The sequence below is a fragment of the Marininema halotolerans genome, from assembly GCF_900116235.1.
Classification (GTDB): Bacteria; Bacillota; Bacilli; order Thermoactinomycetales; family DSM-45169; genus Marininema; species Marininema halotolerans.
In genome coordinates this window covers 339,450-359,094 of sequence record NZ_FPAA01000002.1, presented here as the reverse complement: position 1 = coordinate 359,094, position 19,645 = coordinate 339,450, and the positions used below count along the sequence as shown (strand labels likewise).

At 45.2% G+C, this 19,645-nt stretch carries 18 protein-coding genes and 1 riboswitch; of the genes, 14 read left to right on the top strand and 4 right to left on the bottom strand.

The window, feature by feature from the left end; translation table 11 throughout:
• Nucleotides 1-75 precede the first annotated feature (75 nt).
• From CHX35_RS03920 to CHX35_RS03885, 8 genes are all read left to right on the top strand, one after another.
• A complete protein-coding gene (locus CHX35_RS03920; protein ID WP_091834232.1) occupies nucleotides 76-1,131 on the top strand; it encodes a PP2C family protein-serine/threonine phosphatase in 1,056 nt (351 codons plus the stop codon).
• Between the two features lie 133 nt (nucleotides 1,132-1,264).
• The gene (locus CHX35_RS03915) at nucleotides 1,265-1,858 is read left to right on the top strand and encodes a hypothetical protein (RefSeq protein WP_091834229.1); all 594 of its coding nucleotides are present in this window, start codon (nucleotides 1,265-1,267) and stop codon (nucleotides 1,856-1,858) included.
• Nucleotides 1,859-1,961: 103 nt separating this feature from the next.
• Complete coding sequence (locus CHX35_RS03910) at nucleotides 1,962-3,209, top strand: HAD family hydrolase (RefSeq protein WP_091834226.1); 1,248 nt, start codon at nucleotides 1,962-1,964, stop codon at nucleotides 3,207-3,209.
• Between the two features lie 145 nt (nucleotides 3,210-3,354).
• Nucleotides 3,355-3,969, top strand: a complete 615-nt coding sequence (locus CHX35_RS03905; protein WP_091834223.1) for a superoxide dismutase — start codon at nucleotides 3,355-3,357, stop codon at nucleotides 3,967-3,969.
• Nucleotides 3,970-4,146: 177 nt separating this feature from the next.
• Nucleotides 4,147-4,806, top strand: a complete 660-nt coding sequence (locus tag CHX35_RS18140) for a cell wall hydrolase (protein ID WP_091834220.1) — start codon at nucleotides 4,147-4,149, stop codon at nucleotides 4,804-4,806.
• 219 nt (nucleotides 4,807-5,025) lie between these two features.
• On the top strand, nucleotides 5,026-6,144 hold the full coding sequence (locus tag CHX35_RS03895) for an MGDG synthase family glycosyltransferase (protein ID WP_091834217.1): 1,119 nt from the start codon (nucleotides 5,026-5,028) through the stop codon (nucleotides 6,142-6,144).
• Between the two features lie 137 nt (nucleotides 6,145-6,281).
• A complete protein-coding gene (locus CHX35_RS03890) occupies nucleotides 6,282-7,292 on the top strand; it encodes a fumarylacetoacetate hydrolase family protein (protein WP_091834213.1) in 1,011 nt (336 codons plus the stop codon).
• A gap of 72 nt (nucleotides 7,293-7,364) precedes the next feature.
• Nucleotides 7,365-7,482, top strand: a riboswitch (SAM riboswitch).
• A 110-nt stretch (nucleotides 7,483-7,592) separates the two neighbouring features.
• On the top strand, nucleotides 7,593-8,897 hold the full coding sequence (locus CHX35_RS03885) for a homoserine dehydrogenase (protein ID WP_091834209.1): 1,305 nt from the start codon (nucleotides 7,593-7,595) through the stop codon (nucleotides 8,895-8,897).
• Between the two features lie 101 nt (nucleotides 8,898-8,998).
• Here CHX35_RS03885 and CHX35_RS03880 read toward each other — a convergent pair whose 3' ends face one another.
• Complete coding sequence (locus CHX35_RS03880; RefSeq protein WP_176391870.1) at nucleotides 8,999-9,376, bottom strand: Asp23/Gls24 family envelope stress response protein; 378 nt, start codon at nucleotides 9,374-9,376, stop codon at nucleotides 8,999-9,001.
• Between the two features lie 140 nt (nucleotides 9,377-9,516).
• On the opposite strand from CHX35_RS03880, the gene rlmD reads away from it, so the two are divergent.
• Both rlmD and CHX35_RS03870 read left to right on the top strand, forming a co-directional pair.
• On the top strand, nucleotides 9,517-10,884 hold the full coding sequence (rlmD, locus tag CHX35_RS03875) for a 23S rRNA (uracil(1939)-C(5))-methyltransferase RlmD (protein WP_245838611.1): 1,368 nt from the start codon (nucleotides 9,517-9,519) through the stop codon (nucleotides 10,882-10,884).
• 186 nt (nucleotides 10,885-11,070) lie between these two features.
• Complete coding sequence (locus tag CHX35_RS03870) at nucleotides 11,071-12,678, top strand: amidohydrolase (RefSeq protein ID WP_091834200.1); 1,608 nt, start codon at nucleotides 11,071-11,073, stop codon at nucleotides 12,676-12,678.
• 54 nt (nucleotides 12,679-12,732) lie between these two features.
• Here CHX35_RS03870 and CHX35_RS03865 read toward each other — a convergent pair whose 3' ends face one another.
• Together CHX35_RS03865 and CHX35_RS03860 are read right to left on the bottom strand one after the other, a co-directional pair.
• A complete protein-coding gene (locus CHX35_RS03865) occupies nucleotides 12,733-13,176 on the bottom strand; it encodes a YtoQ family protein (protein ID WP_091834196.1) in 444 nt (147 codons plus the stop codon).
• A gap of 107 nt (nucleotides 13,177-13,283) precedes the next feature.
• Nucleotides 13,284-14,564, bottom strand: a complete 1,281-nt coding sequence (locus CHX35_RS03860) for an MFS transporter (protein WP_091834193.1) — start codon at nucleotides 14,562-14,564, stop codon at nucleotides 13,284-13,286.
• A 396-nt stretch (nucleotides 14,565-14,960) separates the two neighbouring features.
• Between CHX35_RS03860 and CHX35_RS03855 the strand changes: the two genes are divergently transcribed.
• The 3 genes from CHX35_RS03855 to CHX35_RS03845 all read left to right on the top strand — a co-directional run bounded on the left by CHX35_RS03855 (nucleotide 14,961) and on the right by CHX35_RS03845 (nucleotide 17,375).
• Nucleotides 14,961-15,716, top strand: a complete 756-nt coding sequence (locus CHX35_RS03855; RefSeq protein WP_281252047.1) for a phosphoadenylyl-sulfate reductase — start codon at nucleotides 14,961-14,963, stop codon at nucleotides 15,714-15,716.
• A gap of 22 nt (nucleotides 15,717-15,738) precedes the next feature.
• Nucleotides 15,739-16,896: a sulfate adenylyltransferase gene (gene sat, locus CHX35_RS03850; protein WP_091834187.1), complete on the top strand. Its 1,158-nt coding sequence runs from the start codon at nucleotides 15,739-15,741 to the stop codon at nucleotides 16,894-16,896.
• A 176-nt stretch (nucleotides 16,897-17,072) separates the two neighbouring features.
• On the top strand, nucleotides 17,073-17,375 hold the full coding sequence (locus CHX35_RS03845; RefSeq protein WP_342743092.1) for a magnetosome magnetite crystal formation protein family: 303 nt from the start codon (nucleotides 17,073-17,075) through the stop codon (nucleotides 17,373-17,375).
• Nucleotides 17,376-17,419: 44 nt separating this feature from the next.
• On the opposite strand, the gene CHX35_RS03840 is transcribed toward CHX35_RS03845, so the two are convergent.
• The gene (locus tag CHX35_RS03840) at nucleotides 17,420-18,550 is read right to left on the bottom strand and encodes a cation:proton antiporter (RefSeq protein WP_091834181.1); all 1,131 of its coding nucleotides are present in this window, start codon (nucleotides 18,548-18,550) and stop codon (nucleotides 17,420-17,422) included.
• Between the two features lie 330 nt (nucleotides 18,551-18,880).
• Here CHX35_RS03840 and CHX35_RS03835 point away from each other — a divergent pair, with 330 nt between their 5' ends.
• On the top strand, nucleotides 18,881-19,636 hold the full coding sequence (locus CHX35_RS03835; RefSeq protein ID WP_091834178.1) for an arylamine N-acetyltransferase family protein: 756 nt from the start codon (nucleotides 18,881-18,883) through the stop codon (nucleotides 19,634-19,636).
• The last annotated feature ends 9 nt before the right edge of the window (nucleotides 19,637-19,645 follow it).

The following is a 19,645-nucleotide window of genomic DNA, read 5'->3' as shown; positions in this document are numbered from 1 at the left end:
TGCCTTGGCTATGATCAAGCGCTGTTTTTAAGATAAATATTTCTGTTCTTGACTGAGGGGAAGAAGGTGTCAGGGTTGGAACTGATATTAGATAAACAATTTGCGTCAGCAATAGAGCATATGTCAGAGGGAGTCTGTATTACAGATCCTCGATTACCCGATAATCCGATTGTGTATGTGAATCCGGGCTTTACGCAACTGACCGGGTATACAGCAGAAGAAGCTTTGGGTAAGAATTGTCGTTTTCTCCAAAGTGAAAATACAGATACCACATCCATTGATAAAATACGTCATGCCATTCAACGACAAGCATCGGTTACATCGGTTCTTCTTAATCGGCATAAGAATGGGTCACTGTTCTGGAATGAATTGCGTGTCAATCCAGTTACCAATGAACACGGAGAGCTTATTCATTATGTAGGTGTACAAACGGATGTAACCACCCGTATTGAAGCCAAACGGGATATGTCATTAGCAGCGAAAGTGCAGCGAACCATGTTGCCTACTTCTACGGAAAATAGCCACTTTTGCTTGGAAACGATTTATCAACCGCATTCCTTTATCAGCGGAGATTGTTATGATTATTACTGGGATGAAGAGAAGAAAATCCTTTCAGGATATCTTTTTGATATTATGGGGCATGGTGTGGCAACAGCGCTTCAATCTTCGGCACTGCGCGTTCTTTTTGAACAAGCATCTAAGAAAAAACTATCCCTTGCAGACAAGTTGGCATGGGTGAATGACGCATGCTTACCTTATCTAGCTGATGAATACTTTTTTGCAGCGATCTGCTTTGAGATGGACTTTTCTCAGGGAATGCTACGATATGCTGTCGGTGGCGTCAATTATTTTCTAGCCGAGCGAGATCGAAGGCATGAGATGATTGGTACACCGGGAATGTTTCTTGGTATATTTGAAGGGATGCGATTTAAAGAAGAGTGTATTCCTTTTGCCAAGGGGGATGCTTTTTACTTCTTCAGTGATGGGCTCTACGAGAAAATGCCTTATCCCTTTACCTATGAACAACGTAACTTTGATGAAACCGTTCATTGGCTTAAAGCATTGTCACAGGAACCCAAACGAAAAGATGATGTCTCGGCTCTATGTATTCACGTGAAAGAGGGTAACTAACCAAACCCTACCGCTTCTATTGGCGCGGTAGGGTTTTTCCTGTGGGTTGCATCGTTTATTATGCTTGAGAAAGGGAATAAACCATCACATATCAAGTGAATTCTATCCACAATGAAGAGAGGAGCTCCCCCTCTTGGACTTACTAAATATCCCGCAAAAAAAAGAACGCTATACAGTGACCCGAGCTTGGGAAGAAGTGTCAAACGCCGGTTATTATCCTTATGTTGCTCGACTGCACTATGAAGATGAGAGTTGTGTATTTGATATGTGCTTGACGGCTCAAGAAGCGGATATCTATCAGAATGCTCGAACCCAATACGAAAAAATAAAAAGTGAACATCCTGATCCCCAAGTACACCGCCATTATATGGCTCAAAAATTCATTAGTCTTCATGAGCACTTTGATGAACAGATTCGTATGTATTACGGATTGCGAGATAATGATTCGCGAGCATTAGAAATGACAGAGGAGTATTGTCGTTTGCAAATCGAATATGGCGTGGTTACGATTCGTGCCTATGAGCAGGATCCATTCTTTTCGGGGGAACTGCCTCGGCATGTTGGTTATGAAGTGGCTCTTTCTATTTTAGAAGATTCAGGAAGATTTGAAGAAGCATTCATGTTGCTTCAACAAGTCAAAGAGGAAGGATGGCATGGAAATTGGCTTCACCGTGAGCAACAAATAGAAGAGCGTATGTGTAGATATGATGATGGAGAGATTGCATAGGAGTTATTTCCTATTGTGAATCCGGTTGGGCTTTGTTATGCTCCTCTGATAAAGTAGAAAAGTAAATGATTTTGAGGGAAGAAATATCGGGGGAGGTAAAAGGATGTATCAGGTGATTCTATTTGACGTTGATGGAGTGCTTTTGAGCGAAAAGCGTTGCTTTGATTCAACAACGCTTTCAATCTGGGAAATGTTATACAGTGATCAAGCTCTTGGATTACAGGGAGAATCATTCACGTCCACTCCCCAAGAAGAGGAAATCGAACAAATTCGAGCACAGGTTTTAGACCATGATCGCATTTTGACTTGGTTAAAATCCCAAGGAATGAATTCCAACTGGGATATGGTAAGTCTCCTATTTGGTTATCAACTCCAACGCCTATTGTATTTACTCCATCAAGAAAACCCGTCCTTTGTAGAAGACCTCCTAACCCGTCCGTTGAACAGGCGTTCATTGATGAGCATTGGTGATGCTGTCCGGCGTGCAGAGATTAAGTTTCAACCGGATTTTCCTGGCGTGATTCAAGCGTTACATACGCAAAAGGGGAAGTTAGATCTGTTGGCAAATCTGGATCGACTCGCATGGGAATGGTCTGGAATTGAGACAAAAGCTTTCTCGCATGGGAATTCGCTATGGAAATTAGGACGTGACATCTACCAAGAATGGTATCTTGGTGCGAAGCAATTTGAAAACGTTGAAAAAAAGAAAGCGTTCTATCCCGATAAACTTGGGTTTTTAGATCAGGAGATCCCACTTGCTGAGCCCTCAGCAATCAAAGAAATGCTCTCTGGGCTTCACCAATATGGTATCGCATTAGGGATTGGGACAGGGCGTCCAGATGTAGAGACCAAAGTCCCTTTGACAGCGTTAAATCTTTATTCTCATTTTGATCAAAACCGCATTGTTACAGCAAGTGATGTGCAACGTGCTGAAGAAGTTTATCCAGCATACTCTCCGTTAGGGAAACCCCGACCATTCACCTATGTAAAAGGGTATCTGGGTCGCCATGTTTCCGATGCGAAGTGTGTAGTTGCCCGTCTACCTGTAGCAGATGGAGAGAAGATCTTAATTGTGGGTGATTCCATCGCGGACCTCCTCGCGGCACAAGAGATGGGCTGTGATTTTGCAGCCACACTCACAGGTCCCAGTGGAAGTGAAGCACGAGGCAAATTTGAAGAGCTTCAAGCCGATTATATATTGGATAATGTGACGGATTTGTTGGATGTGATCCATTCTATCCATCACGCGCAACAAGAATCAAAGCCGGAAAATATTGATGCACAAGAGGAGCAGGATGGCGGAAAGAAAAATCCGCAAGAAGTGAACGTGAAAGAGACAAATGAACTGTGAAAAGAAAGATTCTTGTGATCAGTTTCCGTAATGATTGATATTATCGGATGTTTTCTGCATAATAAAAACGGGAAACGGTTGGTAACAGGGTCGCTCAGGATCCTGTTTTCACTCCGACTATCTACATACCGAGGAGGTTTTTTTAATGGCAAAATTTGAACTGCCGGCACTCCCTTATTCCACGGATGCGTTAGAACCGCATATCGATGCTCAAACGATGGAAATTCACCATGGTCGTCATCATAAGACCTACGTCGATAAACTAAATGCGGCGTTGGAAGGGCATGTTGAGTTGCAAAGCAAAAACATTAATGATTTGGTCGCGAACTTGGATCAAGTACCTGAAAGCATTCGTACTGCCGTTCGTAATAACGGTGGTGGGCATGCGAACCACTCACTCTTCTGGGAAATCATGAGCCCAAATGGTGGTGGCGAGCCGACTGGAGATCTAGCGACTGCGATCAATGATACCTTTGGAAGCTTTGATTCCTTCAAAGAGAAATTTGCTAATGAGGGCGTTGGTCGCTTCGGTAGCGGTTGGGCATGGTTGATCGTGAAAAATGATGGATCCTTAGCCATCACAAACACCTTGAATCAAGACAACCCACAGACGGATGGCCACACACCCATCTTGGGACTGGATGTATGGGAGCATGCATACTACCTGAAGTATCAAAACAAACGCCCTGACTACATTAACGCATTCTGGAATGTGGTCAATTGGGATGAAGTAAATAAGCGCTACCAAGCAGCGAAATAAGTTAAAAAGGAGGCTCTGAGGAGCCTTCTTTTTTTTTGCCTTCGTTTAAGAAAAATTTTCCTTACATAACAATCATTGATTGTTGTTCAATATCCTTGTAGCCCTTACAATATTCATTGTGCCATTGAGGCAACGCGAAACCCGATTACGCCGTGAAGGCCACAAGGAGGGAACAATATGAATAAGAAAATCGTAGCGACTAGCATTGCTGCAGCCGTTGGGATATCAGGAATGGTGTTTCCCTTTGGTTTTCTTAAGGAAGAAGCGGGTGCGTTAGGGACAAAGAAGAGTCATAAAAAACAGGTCCGTCAAACGAAGCGGAAACCAGTTGAGACGATAGATACAGATAAGAAACCGAAGGCGACGACTAAGAAAGATGATAAGGAAAAGAAAAAGCCAGTGAAAGTGGCTAGTGAATCCAAAGCAACAACAAAAAAAGTGAAGCATAAAGCACCTGTTGCAAAAAAAGCGACAGCTTCTGTTAGCCAAGAGGATATGACTTGGTTAGCCCGTGCCATTCATGGTGAAGCACGAGGAGAGCCTTACAAAGGCAAAGTAGCAGTTGCAGCGGTGATCCTCAATCGTGTAGATTCTTCTGATTACCCCAATACACCAAAGGGCGTTATTATGGAAAAGGGAGCATTTACAGCGGTATCCGATGGCCAGATTTGGTTGCAACCCAATTCAGAGGACTATAAAGCGGCAAAAGAAGCTGTGAATGGTTCAGACCCATCACTGGGAGCTACTTTTTACTTCAATCCCGAGACTGCGACAAGCAAATGGATCTGGAGTCGCCCTCAAATCACCAAGATTGGGAAACACATTTTCTGTAAATAAATGGGCAGGGAGCACGCGAAAGATGCGTGCTCTTTTTCCTTATTGTTGAAATTTTTGGGGACAGTTGGTTTGATATTGGCATGAAATGTTGTGGCTGTGGTACCATGAATCCATGTCCAGACAAAAGAAGCGGCACGATTGCCCGAAGGAATGGATGGATCGGTTGAAGTTGATGATAGGGCATAATGAGAAAAACCAGAGTGGGGAGGGAGAAACAGCGTGGAACGGGTTTTCATCATAACGATGGGCTTTGGTACAGGGCACAATGCTACTGCAGATGCACTGGCCCAGAGATATGGTCAAGCCAATGTGGCAACAAAAACCGTTGACCTATTGGAATTGACGTCTAGCTTCCATCCTCTCCTGCAGTCTGGTTACAATCAGTTATTGTCTCGTTTTCCGGCCTTATACTATTATCTATATAACCGAACCTTTCATAATCGCTTTGTTCGTTATGTTTCCTCTGAATTGATCGAGAAAATGGGATGGACGATTAGAAAAAAATTGAATCGGATGCTTGAAGAATTTAAACCCACTCATATTGTAAGTACCCATCCCTTTGGTTTTTTGATTTTGCCATCACGTTGGCGTCATCTGCCAACGGTTGGTGTCGTAACGGACTATGAAGTGCATGGGATGTGGTTGGCGGAAGCGCCTGATTTATTGTGCATTCCTCATCGTTTGCTTTCGGAAAAAGAGCGCAAACGATTGGCATGGAAAACGGGAAGTCGCATTATCGAGACAGGGATCCCTAGTGATGCGCTCTTTTACCAGCCAACTTCACGTACACAGGCCCGCATGGAAATTGGATGCCCCTCTGACCTACCGTTGATATTGATGATGGGTGGAGGGATGGGAAGTGGTCCCCTCCCGCTATTGGTTGAAGAATTAGCGCACGTAACTCCAACGATTGAAGTATGGGTGCTGACAGGAAAAAATGAGAAGTTGTATGAAGAACTCACTCAGAAATATGAGGGTACAAGCATTCGTATTTTTCAATATCGAAAGGATATCTCTCGATTAATGGATGCAGCTGATCTCTTAATTACCAAACCAGGAGGGCTTACCGTAACCGAGGCGATGGCAAAGGGATTGCCAATGTTATTATTCGAAGCATTTCCAGGTCAAGAAGCAACCAATCTTAATTATTTATTACGTGAACAAGCTGCATTAGCCATTAATACCGAATCGATTCGAAAAACAACGATGAAACTACTCTCTAATTCATACGAACGAAAAAGGATGTCGGAAGCCTTGATCAATTTGTCTGCTCCTGACGCTACACGCCATGTCGTGGATGAAACCCTTCGGTTAAAATCCTTGGATTCGGCGTTGTAATGGTCCACGAGAGTTAGAGGAGTCCTCGTGCTAGAGGGCTCTTTTCTTATGGAAAAAAGGGTTGATTCTCTTTCTCGGCGAATAACCTCGATATAGGACCGCTACCCAGTTGATTGAAGCTGAAGGAGGATGAATGAATGAAGCTGGTTTCATATGAGCATGTCCAAAATGGACTTACGATAAGCGCACAGGGCGCCTCCGAATGGAGACTGGGCTGGTTAGATCGGGAATGGATTGTGGATGTGGCTTTTGCTCAGGAGTGGGCCACTCTGAGCAAAGGAATTCCTTTGACAAAACTCCATCCAGCTACCATGAATGAATGGCTGGAGGCAGACTCGAAGTTAAAAGAACAAGTCATCCATATTGCAAAAGTCATTCAAGAAGAGGATCTCAGCGCATTAAAAGTGGAGGGAGAGCCCGTTGCTTTACCATTGGAGGCTGTAAAACTGCTCCCTCCAGTTCCTTCCCCCCCGACCTTTCGTGATTTTTATGCCTTTGAGCAGCATGTGAAAACGGCTCGATCCCGTCGTGGATTGGGGATGATCCCTGAATGGTATGAGATTCCTGTTTTTTATTTTTCAAATCCGCATACGATGCTGGGGGCGGATGCTGAGGTGAGTCGTCCGCAAAATTGTAGGGCGCTTGACTTCGAATTAGAAATTGCCTGTGTAATTGGACAACAGGGACGCAATTTTACCCCCCAAGAAGCGATGGAGGCCATTGCGGGTTTTAGCATCTTGAACGATTGGAGCGCGCGGGATATCCAAATGAAGGAGATGAAAGTGGGGTTAGGTCCTGCGAAGGGGAAGGATTTTGCAACCTCTATGGGACCTTGGTTGGTCACTCTGGATGAATTGGAACATCGACGAGACGGTGAGCACTGGAATCTTTCAATGACGGCCTCTGTCAATGGGCGTGAGCTCTCCAAAGGCAATGCCAACAGCCTTACCTTCTCCTTTGCTCAGATGATTGCACGTGCTTCAGAGGATTGTACATTGTATCCTGGCGATGTTATCGGTTCTGGCACAGTAGGGACAGGTTGTATTCTGGAGTTGGGTCCCGATGTCCATCGGTGGCTTGAACCTGGCGATGTCGTTGAACTTTCAATTGAAGGGCTTGGCGTGTTGCGAAATTCGATTGTTGAGTAAAAATTCCTTTGACAGTGGGAGGGTACCTGTTTCATAATAAGGACTAATTAAATTGAATATCTCGTTTGCGATTTCTTATCCAGAGTGGTGGAGGGACTGGCCCGATGAAACCCGGCAACCCATTTGTGACGCTTATGCGTGATAGATAGGGTGCCAATACCTGTAGCGTGAATGCGCTAAGTGATAAGGAGTGGAAGCCTAGATGATTGATGATTCGTCTATACAGCCCCTCCCTATCGAGGGGCTTTTTATGTGTGTTTTAAAGGGTCGCAAAATCGATCTCGAAGGGGCAAAACAACCATGGAGAAAATTGGTGTAGGATTGTTAGGGCTAGGTACTGTTGGGTGGGGTGTGTACCAAGCTTTTCATCATCGTCAACAGGTGATTACCAAAAAAACCAATCGATTGTTTGAGATTCGAAAGGTGTTAGTCAAGGATGTGGAACGGCCGCGCCAAAATCGAGATGTATTCCCTTTACTGACCGACGACTTTTCAGAGGTATTGGATGAAGAGGTGCAAGTGATCATTGAAGCCATTGGCGGCGTAGAACCTGCTCGCCGTTATATTGAGGAGGCGATTATGGCAGGTTGCCATGTAGTCACAGCAAATAAAGAACTGATTGCAAAGCATGGCGTTTCTTTAGAACAACTGGCGCATCGCCATGGAGTGAAATTGCTATATGAAGCGAGTGTTGCGGGCGGTATACCCATTTTGGGAACCATTCGACATTTATTACAAACTAATCACATTCATCGTATTACAGGGATTCTTAATGGGACGACCAATTTTTTGCTGACGGAGATGGAGAAAAAGGGAGTGTCCTATGAAGAAGGAATTGCTGTTGCTCAAGAGTTAGGGTATGCGGAGGCGGATCCATCCAATGATGTGGATGGTGTGGACTCGATGTATAAATTGGCCATTTTGACCCGTTTGGCTTTTGAAGTAACACTTCCTTTTCAGAAGATTCCTTATAAAGGGATTCGAGGGATCAAGGTAGGCGAGCTCATCCTAGCTAAAAAATTAGGTTATGCTGTGAAATTGCTCGCAGAAGTGGGGAGAGAAACGAATCAAGATACGGTTTCGTTACGTGTGGCCCCCATGCTAGTGCCACTTTCTCATCCATTAGCTACAGTTGAAGGTGTGTACAATGGGGTGCATATTGAAGCGGATGGGGTACAGGACATTACTCTTTTGGGGCAGGGAGCAGGCACTGAACCAACTGCGAGTGTCATGCTTGAAGATGTGTGTAACTTATTTCTTCTTCCACCTCCAATGGTTCAAGATGAACCAGAGGCAGTCATTTTGCCGGAGGAACCCTTTGGTGAACGATTTATTTATATGGAGTTTGTTGAGACCATCGATGAAGAAGTGGGGCAACAGATGCAAACAAGACTCGAGAAAATCGGGTTACCCCTTATAAAAATGGAAGCCATCACCTTGCCAGAGGGAGGCGGCGTTGCTTTGTTGTTTGAGCAATGGAATCCCATTTACCAAGGGATCTTGCTTGCAGAAATCGGTATCGAGGTGAAACGGATGTTGGATCGTCCAATTTATCAACAGGCTTCCAATCATGCGGAGACTCAGCGCTTCAAAAAAATTGGTTAAAAAACATAGAAGAAGCCCGGCTGAATATTCAGCCGGGCCAAGGGGGGACTAGCACAACGGTTATTGATTATATACCCCTTTTTCCAGGCTAAAACCTCTTTTTAAAAAATTTTTTTTGTAATTTCATCAGGTAGGGTAATTCCTTCGATACGGATATGTATATGTTCGGTATCTAACCCAGCCATATTGATTAGCGCTTCCCTGACATTATGGAGGGTAGTTTCCCCGATTTGAGGGATATTTTCCCCGTAAATGACCGATATTCGAAGGGATATGCGAATGGAGTTATCCTCTTGCATGTGGACAATGACGCCTTTACGGGAGGAGGCTTGTCCAAATTTTAAAGGATTGCGGTGGGTTTCGTTAATAATGCCAGTGACACCCTTTGTTCTCTCTACCGCAGCAGTAACGATGGTTTCTAGGGCTTCGGTTGTAATCGTATGGTTGGTGTCTGAATATGGAACCTGATTTGTGGCCATAAAATACCTCCTTTTCTTCATACGGTAATTCGTCATCCCCAATTGGATTTCCTTGAACCGGGTAGGGGTTTGTTCTCACTTCGGGTACAATGATAACAATCATACTGATAGAAAAGAAGTGGAAAATAAGGATGAGTAATATGAAGTTAAAACAGGGACAAGTGATTCGCCTTCCGATTCGCAGGATCGGGATCAATGGGGAAGGTGTAGGTTATTATCAAAAGCAAGTGGTATTTGTGGAAGAGGCAATTCCTGGGGAATATGTGTCAGCACGTATTACCGAGGTAAAAAAGAAATTTGCTCGCGGGGAAATTCTTCGAATACAAAAGCGATCCTCCCACCGGATTTCCGCCCCATGTCCCATTTATCGTCAATGTGGTGGTTGTCAGCTGCAACATATCGATTATCCAATGCAATTGCGTTTGAAACGAGAGCTGGTTGAGGAAGCTTTCTCTCGTTATGCAGATAGGACTCCTCTACCGATACAGGAAACGCTAGGAATGGAGGAGCCGTGGGCCTATCGTAATAAAGCGCAATTACCTGTTCAACGCCAGGGAGGAAGAATTGTCATGGGGATGTATAGTCCCTCCTCCCATCGGTTGATCGATATGAAGGGATGCATGGTGCAACATCCAGAGACCAACCAAATTCTTGATATCGCACGCCAAACACTAACGGATCTTTCTATATCCATCTATGACGAAGGAAAGCATCGAGGCGCCATTCGTAATGTGGTTGTCCGTTATGGATTTGAGACCAAAGAGGCACAGCTCGTTTTAATCAGTAAGGAACATCCCATACCCAAGGAAGATGAACTTCAGAAGGAGCTGGTTCGGCGTCTGCCTCAGCTTGTAAGTCTAGTAGTGAATCATAATCCACAACGAACATCCTTAATTTTTGGTGAGCAAAGCCGGGTAATTTGGGGACAGGAAACAATGGCCGAGGAATTGGGGGGACGAACTTATCATCTTTCCGCTCCGGCATTTTTCCAACTCAATCCGAATCAGACCTCCCGTTTATATGAGAAAGTGGCAACAGCTGCGGGATTGACTGGGAAGGAGACGGTGGTGGATGCCTATTGTGGCACGGGAACCATCGGCTTGTGGTTAGCCAATCAAGCGGCTCGAGTGATTGGAATGGATACCGTGGCGGAAGCCATAGCCGATGCAAAGATGAATGCCAAGGCCAATCATATTGACCATGCAGAATATCATGTAGGGGCAGCGGAGGATCTTCTTCCTCAATGGATAGCCGCAGGTTTTCGTCCGGATGTGGTGGTTGCAGATCCACCTCGAACAGGGTTGGGGGAGGCTTTTATCCAGACGTTACTTCGTACTCAGATCCCTCGTTTTGTCTATGTGTCATGCAACCCATCAACGTTAGCAAAGGATTGTTCGGTGTTATTAAAGGGTGGCTATCAAGTGCGTTCCATTCAACCAGTCGATATGTTTCCCCAAACGTCTCAGGTTGAAAGTGTGGTTGTCCTCGATTGGAAGAGGGATTCTTGACATAACCCGGAATGGATAACTTTAAGTCAATAACAAAGTTCTGGCTTCTTATCGTATCCGCACAAACCCCCTTCTTCAACAACGACGAAGGGGGCTTTCATTAAGGAAGAGTGCTTGCGTCAATGGGTGTTCATCGATACAATCGCTGTGAGATCTAAAATATCGCAGAGTAAGAAGGGATTTGCGATGGAGAAACGGTTGTTTATCCGGGGAAATGTGACGACACTGGATCGAGAAACGCCTTGTGTTGAAGCGATTTACACGGAAAATGGATTCATTAAAGCGTTGGGTACTACAGCAGAACTAACGATTCAATTGGGTCGTTCGGATGTTGAAAAAATTGATTTGGAGCAAAAGTATGTTTACCCGGGATTTACGGATAACCACCTCCATCTTTTAGGGCATGGCATTCGTTTATCCCATTTAGATTTTGCCAAAGAGACGAGCAAGCATCGACTGATGGCGATCCTGCAAAAAAAGGCGAAAACTATGCCCCCAGGTCAATGGATTTTGGGACTGAATTGGGATGAAAATCGCATGGAGGGGGGTCCTCCTCTGCGAGAGGAGTTGGATCGCATTGCTCCCAATCACCCCGTCATGTTGACGCGGACCTGTCATCATGTGCAAGCGGTGAATACCTGTGCAATTACTGCTGCGGGTCTAACCATTGATGCCCCCGATCCAATAGAAGGGGCGTATGGACGTGATGGGATGGGGTTATTAAATGGTCTGATCTATGAAAATGCATCCCAACCCTTTCGCCAAGCAATCCCCGCCAATTCCTTCGCAGAAAAAAGAAACTGGGCGCTTCTTGCAGCAAAGGATGTACTCGCTCATGGTATTACCTCTGTACATACCGAGGACGTACGAGAGGCAGGGAGCGTAGCCGAGCTATTGAAAATCTATCATGGGCTACTTGAAGAAGGGATGTATCTACGGAGCCATCATCTCATTTACCATCCCTATGTTGATGAATGGTTGAACATGGAAGTGCCTAAAGGAAACACAGAATGGTTTCAGATTGGAGCCATGAAGATTTTTGCGGATGGTTCCTTTGGTGGGAGAACCGCGTGGCTATCCACGCCGTATGCCGACGACCAAACAAATTATGGACTGCCCACCCATTCTCATGAGGAAATGACCCAATGGGTCAAAAAGGCTTATCATCACGGGATGCCTGTTGCTGTGCATGCGATTGGCGACGGAGCTGCTGAGCAATTTTTAGATGTGTTAGAAGCGGTTACTCCGGCGCCGGGAAGGGTTCCTTTACTGCCAAATCGATTAATTCACGCCCAGGTTCTCCACCCGTCATTGCTCCCTCGAATCCAACGCTTACCAGTGGTTGTTGATATTCAACCCCGCTTTGTTGCGAGTGATTTCCCATGGGTGATCAAACGGTTGGGCGAAGAGAGGCTACCCTTTTCTTATGCTTGGAAAAGCTTGTTATCCGCAGGAATTCCCTGTGGGGGTGGCAGTGATGCACCCATCGAACCCATTAATCCCTTATTAGGGATCCACGCGGCGATTACTCGACGTGATCCATACGATGTGAATCATCCTGGTTGGATTCCAGAACAGAAACTAACGGCACTTGAAGCGCTCCAACTGTTCACCTGGGGCGGGGCTGTCTCCATCGGGGAGCAAAAAGAACGGGGATCGATCACCCCTGGTAAGTGGGCGGATCTTTCCATCTTTGATCAGGATCTATTAGGGCCGGATCCCGATCGTCTGTTGCATACCCAGGCCATGATGACGGTAGTAAATGGTCGCATAGCCTGGCAACGCGAAGCATAAGGCATTCATTTATCGATCAAAAAAGTTACCGTCTAGAGACGGTAACTTTTTTGATCATGATTCAAGAACGTATGCGAGGGCATCCAGCGCTTGATCGGGTGTTTCTACCACGACTTGGGCGCGCTGAGCGAGCTCTTTCAGAGGATGAATCAATTCAGGGGGTCGAACGAGAATGAGTGGCTTTCCAGATTGGAGGGCGACCGCTGCATCCATCGCCGTATTCCATTGCCGATATTTTTCTCCGAATAAAGCGATCACCACATCGGCTTTTTCCATCCAGATGCGGGTACGAAGATTATTCATCTCCGATGCCACATGATCCCGATATTCCTTGGAGGGTTGTGCTCCTTTGATTGTTTCACCAATGGCATCCGAGCGATCATGGTTCTCCTGTGGCCCTTTAAAGGTAAGGGGAAGTCCACGCTCTTCTGCTTTTTGTCGGAGTTGATCACGCCAGTCATCATGAATTTGTCCGGCAAGGTATACAATGAGTTCCATTCAATCGTCTCCTCCTATGCGAATCCATTTCAGTTATCTATCATGGCGACCTTATCGACCATTGTACGGATTGCTCGACTGTAGAGCAAGGAAAGAGTGAGATCTTATTATAACTGCGCTGAATCATTCGTCATGGTGTGATCCGAGGCGGATGGATATTTAACAACCTTTGATCTTAATGCAAGGAGGAGGAGGAAGCAGATCGGAAGCAGCAAGAAGGCAGAAGTCGTTAGGCCCGCCACTTCACTATCCCCCCCTGATAAAAATAAGACTAACATGACCAATGGACCACCGATGACTTCACCAAAGGATGCCAGTTGTCCTTGCATGGAAAAAAGGGTGGCCCGCAGGTGTGGGGTATGAATGGACTCATTCAACCAGGCAGTAAAAAGCGGTTGATTCACCCCACGCAGGATAAAGGTGCTACAGTAGGCTGCTAAAGCGAAGGGGAGGGAGACGGTCCAAGCAAAAAGCAGAATGGTGCCCATCAATAGGAGATGGATGACCAATAAGACCCATCCTTTAGTTAACTTCCCGGTTCGTTGTAATTGGCGTCGTAGCCATTCCACCACCAAAATATTTAAGAGGAGGGAAACGGCGTTAAGCCCACCAAACCATAAGATTTCACCAGATTGACCAAACAACGGTAGCGTAAAGGAGTCCAATAAATGCTTTTGCCACAGTCGATCAAACCCTTCTCCATAGAGACCCATAAAGAGACTCATGATCAACATGATCGTGAGTAAGGAATGATGGCGCACCGTTTTTACTCCTTCTGTAAAAGTACCCATCATCCCCTGCCAGAGGCTTTTTTGCTGACGTGACTGAGGTTGAAACCCGGTCTCAGGAAAAAAAGCCTGAATGACAAGGGAGGTGATGATCAATAGCCCTCCTGCAATTCCAATGGGAAAAGCAAGGGATAGTTGCGCAAACAGGATGCTAACGCCGATTCCTAGGAAGGCGGCAACCTGACCAATTTGTGCACCGCGTAGATAGATCGACTCCATCGAAGCGGTTTTCATCTCATCGGCAATCCAAGCCCGATCGGCTCCACTTTGAAAGGTGTAACCGATGCCCCACAACACCTGACTAATCAGGATGGTTAGCAAAAGGGGGAATAAGCTTGTCAATAAAAAGGCGCATCCCATGAGAAAAAAACCGATGGCCATGGATAAGCGCCGGCTGTACAAATCAGCAACGATCCCTGTTGGTATTTCAAATAAGAAGACGGTAATTTCCAATACAAAACCAACCAGTAATAATTGTGTAGGACCTAAATCAACGGCTTTAATAAAATAGAGAACGGTTGCTGTACTCATCAAGCTAAAAGCAAACGCACCGATTCCCGTATAGAATAAATACATTGGATAAGCGGAAAAGCGCGGCATGTAAAATACAATCCCTTCGTGTTTGTGATCAACACAAGGGGTTCGCTCTGATGAAATGTTTTTGGCAAGCAGAAGTCAGAGAGTAGCCACAAGTGCCGAATGTTCAAGGGGAGCAGGGAAGTAATATAAGGGCACGTGTGTATTTAAGAGGTGTATTTGCATATTCTCTAGCAATAGACATTGCAGAAAAGCCTTCAATACGCCTGCTCCATTACATGACTGGATGATTTTTTAATAAAAAAAAATGGTTGGTTTGCTTCTGGCAATGATAATCCCTCATTTCAACTAATTTATTCTAGTATAGATTGATTTTATCATTATGGCAATCTTCGAAAAATGCAATGTGTCATTAGCACCTTCCTGCGAATAAGGAAAGAAGGAAGGAGGGAAGTAATCGTGAAACAAAATAACGAATGGTACAAAAATGAAAAGAAGAAATGGAATGAAGAACGTATCCATAAAGTCGCCTCTACCTTGTCTGAAAAAAACCCGGATGCGATTATTCAATGGGCTGTTCAAGAGTTTGGTTCAGGGCTTGCATTAGCATGTAGTTTTGGCTTCGAAGATGTCTCGTTAGTTCACCGCATATCTTGTGTGAATAAACAAGCGCGGATTTTTTACTTAGATACGGATCTTTTATTTAAGGAGACCTATGAGACACGAGATCGGCTTGCTGAAGCCTGTGGGGTTTCCTTTATTCGAGTAACCCCTGCCTATACATTAGCGAAGCAGGCACAACTATGGGGCGAAGAACTCTGGAAACGAGAACCGGATCAATGCTGTATGATTCGTAAAGTGGAACCCTTACGTCGCTACTTAGCTAGCTGTTCTGCGTGGATCACTGGAATTCGCCGGGATCAAGCGCCGAGTCGTGCACAAACAGAAGTCGTGGAATGGGATCGTCAGTTTGGTTTGGTTAAAGTTAATCCTCTTGCATATCATTCAGCGAAGGATGTATGGGAATATATTCATCAGCATCGCATTCCTTATAATCCATTGCACGAAAAAAACTATCCCAGTATTGGTTGTATTCCATGTACGCGATCCGTCAAAAAAGGGGAAGATCCGCGTGCCGGCAGGTGGTCAAGTTTTGGGAAGACAGAATGTGGGCTTCATCCCGGAGGAAGGGCAAACCGGAACAAAAAAGTCTGAAAAATCGGTAACAGGGGGATGAATGATGGTTTCTGTGCCTCACGGCGGAGAGTTAGTCCGTCGTTTATGCAGTGGGTTAGAAGAACAAGATGCGCGAAGAAGAGCGCAAGAATACCCTGCGATCACCCTGTCATCTCGAGGGCGATCGGATTTAGAATGCATTGGGACCGGAGTATTTTCACCCTTAGTGGGGTTTATGAACGAAACTGATTATCAAAGGGTACGGGACACGATGCGCCTTGCAGATGGAACGCTATGGAGTCTGCCGATCACTCTTCCAGTGTCCGAAGAGGAATTGAATCAGGTAGTCATGGGTAAGGAGGTTGCCTTAAAGGACTTAGCGGGCAATCTCTGTGGACTCTTAACCGTGGAAAGTATTTATAAGATCGATCCGATGAAAGAAGCACAGCAAGTATTTCGGACAGTGGATACGACTCATCCAGGTGTCGCTTACCTTTTAACGACTTCCCCCTGGATGGTCGGTGGTCCGATTACCTACCTGAATCCAACAGAACGCGGCCCCTTTTCCCAGTATTATACGGATCCACTGGAAAGCCGACAGATTTTTGCTGAAAGAGGCTGGAAGAAGGTAGTTGGCTTTCAAACACGGAATCCTGTTCATCGTGCCCATGAATACATTCAAAAATCGGCCTTAGAAACGGTGGATGGTCTCTTTTTACATCCGTTGGTTGGAGAGACCAAATCCGACGATATTCCAGCGGAAGTACGTATGAAGAGCTATGAAGCGATCTTGGAAGCCTATTATCCAAAAGAGCGTGTTTTTCTCAGTGTGTTTCCTGCCGCCATGCGATATGCAGGCCCTCGGGAAGCTGTTTTTCATGCCTTGGTTCGTAAAAACTATGGATGTACTCATTTTATTGTCGGGAGAGATCACGCAGGGGTTGGCGATTTTTATGGAACCTATGATGCGCAAGAGCTACTAAGCTCTTTCCATCCTGAGGAGTTAGGAATTACCCCCTTATTTTTTGAAAACAGCTTTTATTGCCGACGGTGTGCAGGAATGGCCTCCTATAAAACGTGTCCGCACCCAGATGAAGATCATGTCTCCTTATCAGGAACAAAAGTGCGTTCGATGCTGAAACAAGGAATTACCCCTCCTCCGGAATTTTCACGTCCAGAAGTGATTCGTGTTCTGATGGACGGGATGGGTCAGGGATAAGTGAAGATAGCATGAGCAGCGGACAGGAAAATCCCCCTGTTCGCCGTTAGCGCTCATGGAGTCAGATTGTCCATGTGGGTGAAATAAGGAGTAGTTTTCCAAAGGGAATTCGTGATATAAAGAATAGTAACAAGTGGCAATCAAACGCTGGGGGTAATTCATGAATGGAGGATCAAATGAAAATCGTAAAAATATTGATTCATGCGAGTACATGGTTTGCGCCTGTGTTATTACCGTTAGTGGTATGGCTTCTTGCGAGTGAGCAGGAGCTTAAACGACTGTCTTTGCAAGCCGTGGTATTCCACTTTGTCATCTCCGTATTGATAGGGATCTCATGGGTCCTATCCTTTATCTTAATTGGTATTCCGTTCTTAATCGGCTTTGGCCTAATCGCACTGATTATCCCGATTATTGGTATCATCAGGGCCATCCAGGACCAGGAGTTTCAATATCCAATCGTAAAATCCTTCATCCAATAAAAATAACCGCCTGCATCGCGCAGGCGGTTATTTTTTATCCTGATTTAAAATACTTTCTTCAACAATGGTGGAGTGAGTAGGGTGGTTAAGATGACCACAATAATGGTTGACGTATAAAATTCCTGAGCCAACAGTCCCCGCTCCAAACCGAGGGAAGCGATGATGAGAGCGACTTCGCCACGGGAGATCATTCCTGTGCCAATACCAAAGGAAGACCGTAGATTAAATCCGGTTAAGCGAGCCCCTAACCCACTACCGACTAACTTGGTTGCGACAGCAAGTACAGTAAGTCCAAGAATAAGACCAATCTGATCGCCAAGTCCTGTAAAAGAGACGGATAGACCAATGCTTACAAAAAATACAGGGACAAAAACAGCGTATGCAATTGGCTCTAACTTTTGCTCAACTTCATGCTTATAGGGGGTTTGAGAGATAGCTACCCCTGCGATAAAAGCACCAATGATTCCGGCAACACCCATCTCTTCGGAAAGAAATGCAAATCCAAAGCAGATAATTAAACCGGTGCTAATCACCATTTGTGTAACACGTAAGGTCACAAGCCAGCGCATGAGCCATGGGACGACTTTCCATCCCAAAAGAATGGCAATGAGGAAGAAGGCGATTTTCTTTCCGATCACTAAGCCTAAACTGACATCGCCTGCTCCAACAAAACTCATTAAAAATGCGAGTAAGACGACCACTAGCACATCATCGACAATAGCAGCACCGAGGATGGTGACACTTTCCTTTGTTTTTAGTTTGCCCATGTCACGCAGCGTCTGAACCGTGATACTAACCGATGTAGCAGAGAGTAAAAGGCCGATAAAAAGTGCAGAAGTATCTGAGATCCCAAGAACTTTTCCTGCTAAATAGCCACCGACCATCGGAAGAATAATTCCACCGATGGCAACTGCGAAGGAAGAACGGCGATTTTTATTCAGTTCATTAATGTCGGTTTCCAATCCGGCCAGAAACATCAGAAGAAGTACGCCAATTTCACTTAATTCCTTGATGGTATGGCTATTATCAATCCAGCCCAGTACGGCAGGTCCAATGAGGATACCGACCAACAGTTTACCCAAGACCGAGGGCTGCCCCAACCGAACACTTAGGTCCCCTGCCAGTTTGGTGCTAATCAGGATGATGAGCAATTCGAAAAATAGCAAGGCCTTCATCTCCTTTCCAAGGGTATTGTGTCCTAAAAAAGCATAAAAGGAGCCCTTGGTGACAGGCTCCTCCTAAGAAAACGTTACCTATGCAATTACGTATATTATACACCAAATCTGGGCAAAATGAAAGGCTTTTCAGTGATGAAGTCCTTGTCGGGAGAGCGTTCCCCATGCTTAGTAGGAGGGCTTAAGACAATTTATGTAGAGCGATTTCAGTATATGGGTGGAAGTTCAATAGGAACGGATCGTATATGATTTAATTTGTACGGGTCATGAATGATCAATTATTTTTGCGATAAAAAACGTCCGCGATGTAAGGAAAGGAGAACATGACCAATGAATATCAATGCCTATCTTTCGCGTATTGGCATTCAATCCATAGGAAGTCCCAATCTCCCCTTCTTAACACGCTTACAGGAGGATCATGTCCTTCATGTTCCCTTTGAAAATCTAGATATCATGGCAGACCCACCCGTCCCCATTCAATTATCAATACCTGCGCTGTATAAAAAAGTCGTTGAAAATGGGCGTGGTGGCTTCTGCTATGAATTAAATGGGTTATTCCATGAGCTCCTGCAAGCCTGTGGCTATCAAGTTTCTTATATTTCTGCACGTGTGAAGAATGAAGAAGGCTCTTTTGGCCCTCCATTTGATCATTTAGCGTTACTGGTTTACTTGGATCAACCTTATTTAGTCGATGTAGGTTTTGGCGATCATTATCGTTCTCCCTTACCATTAACGGGAGTAGTACACGAGGATATCAGTGGTTGCTATCGCATCATGAAGTTGGAAGGGTCAAAGGAGTATGAGTTGCAAAAGCAAAAGAATGGCGAGTGGGCAACCCAATACCGTTTTTCGGTTGAACCATGTTCATGGGAGTCATTTAACTCCATGTGTGATTACAAACAAACTTCCCCTCACTCTAAATTTACCCAGAAAAGGATCTGTACGATGGCAACCCATGAGGGTCGTATCACCCTCTCGGATAAGGGGATCACGATTACAAAAGGGAAAGAGAAGACGGAATACCCTTTTACCTCTGAGCAGCCATTGGAGTGGGCACTGCCGTACTATTTTGGCATCGCACTATAAGAGCAGCAC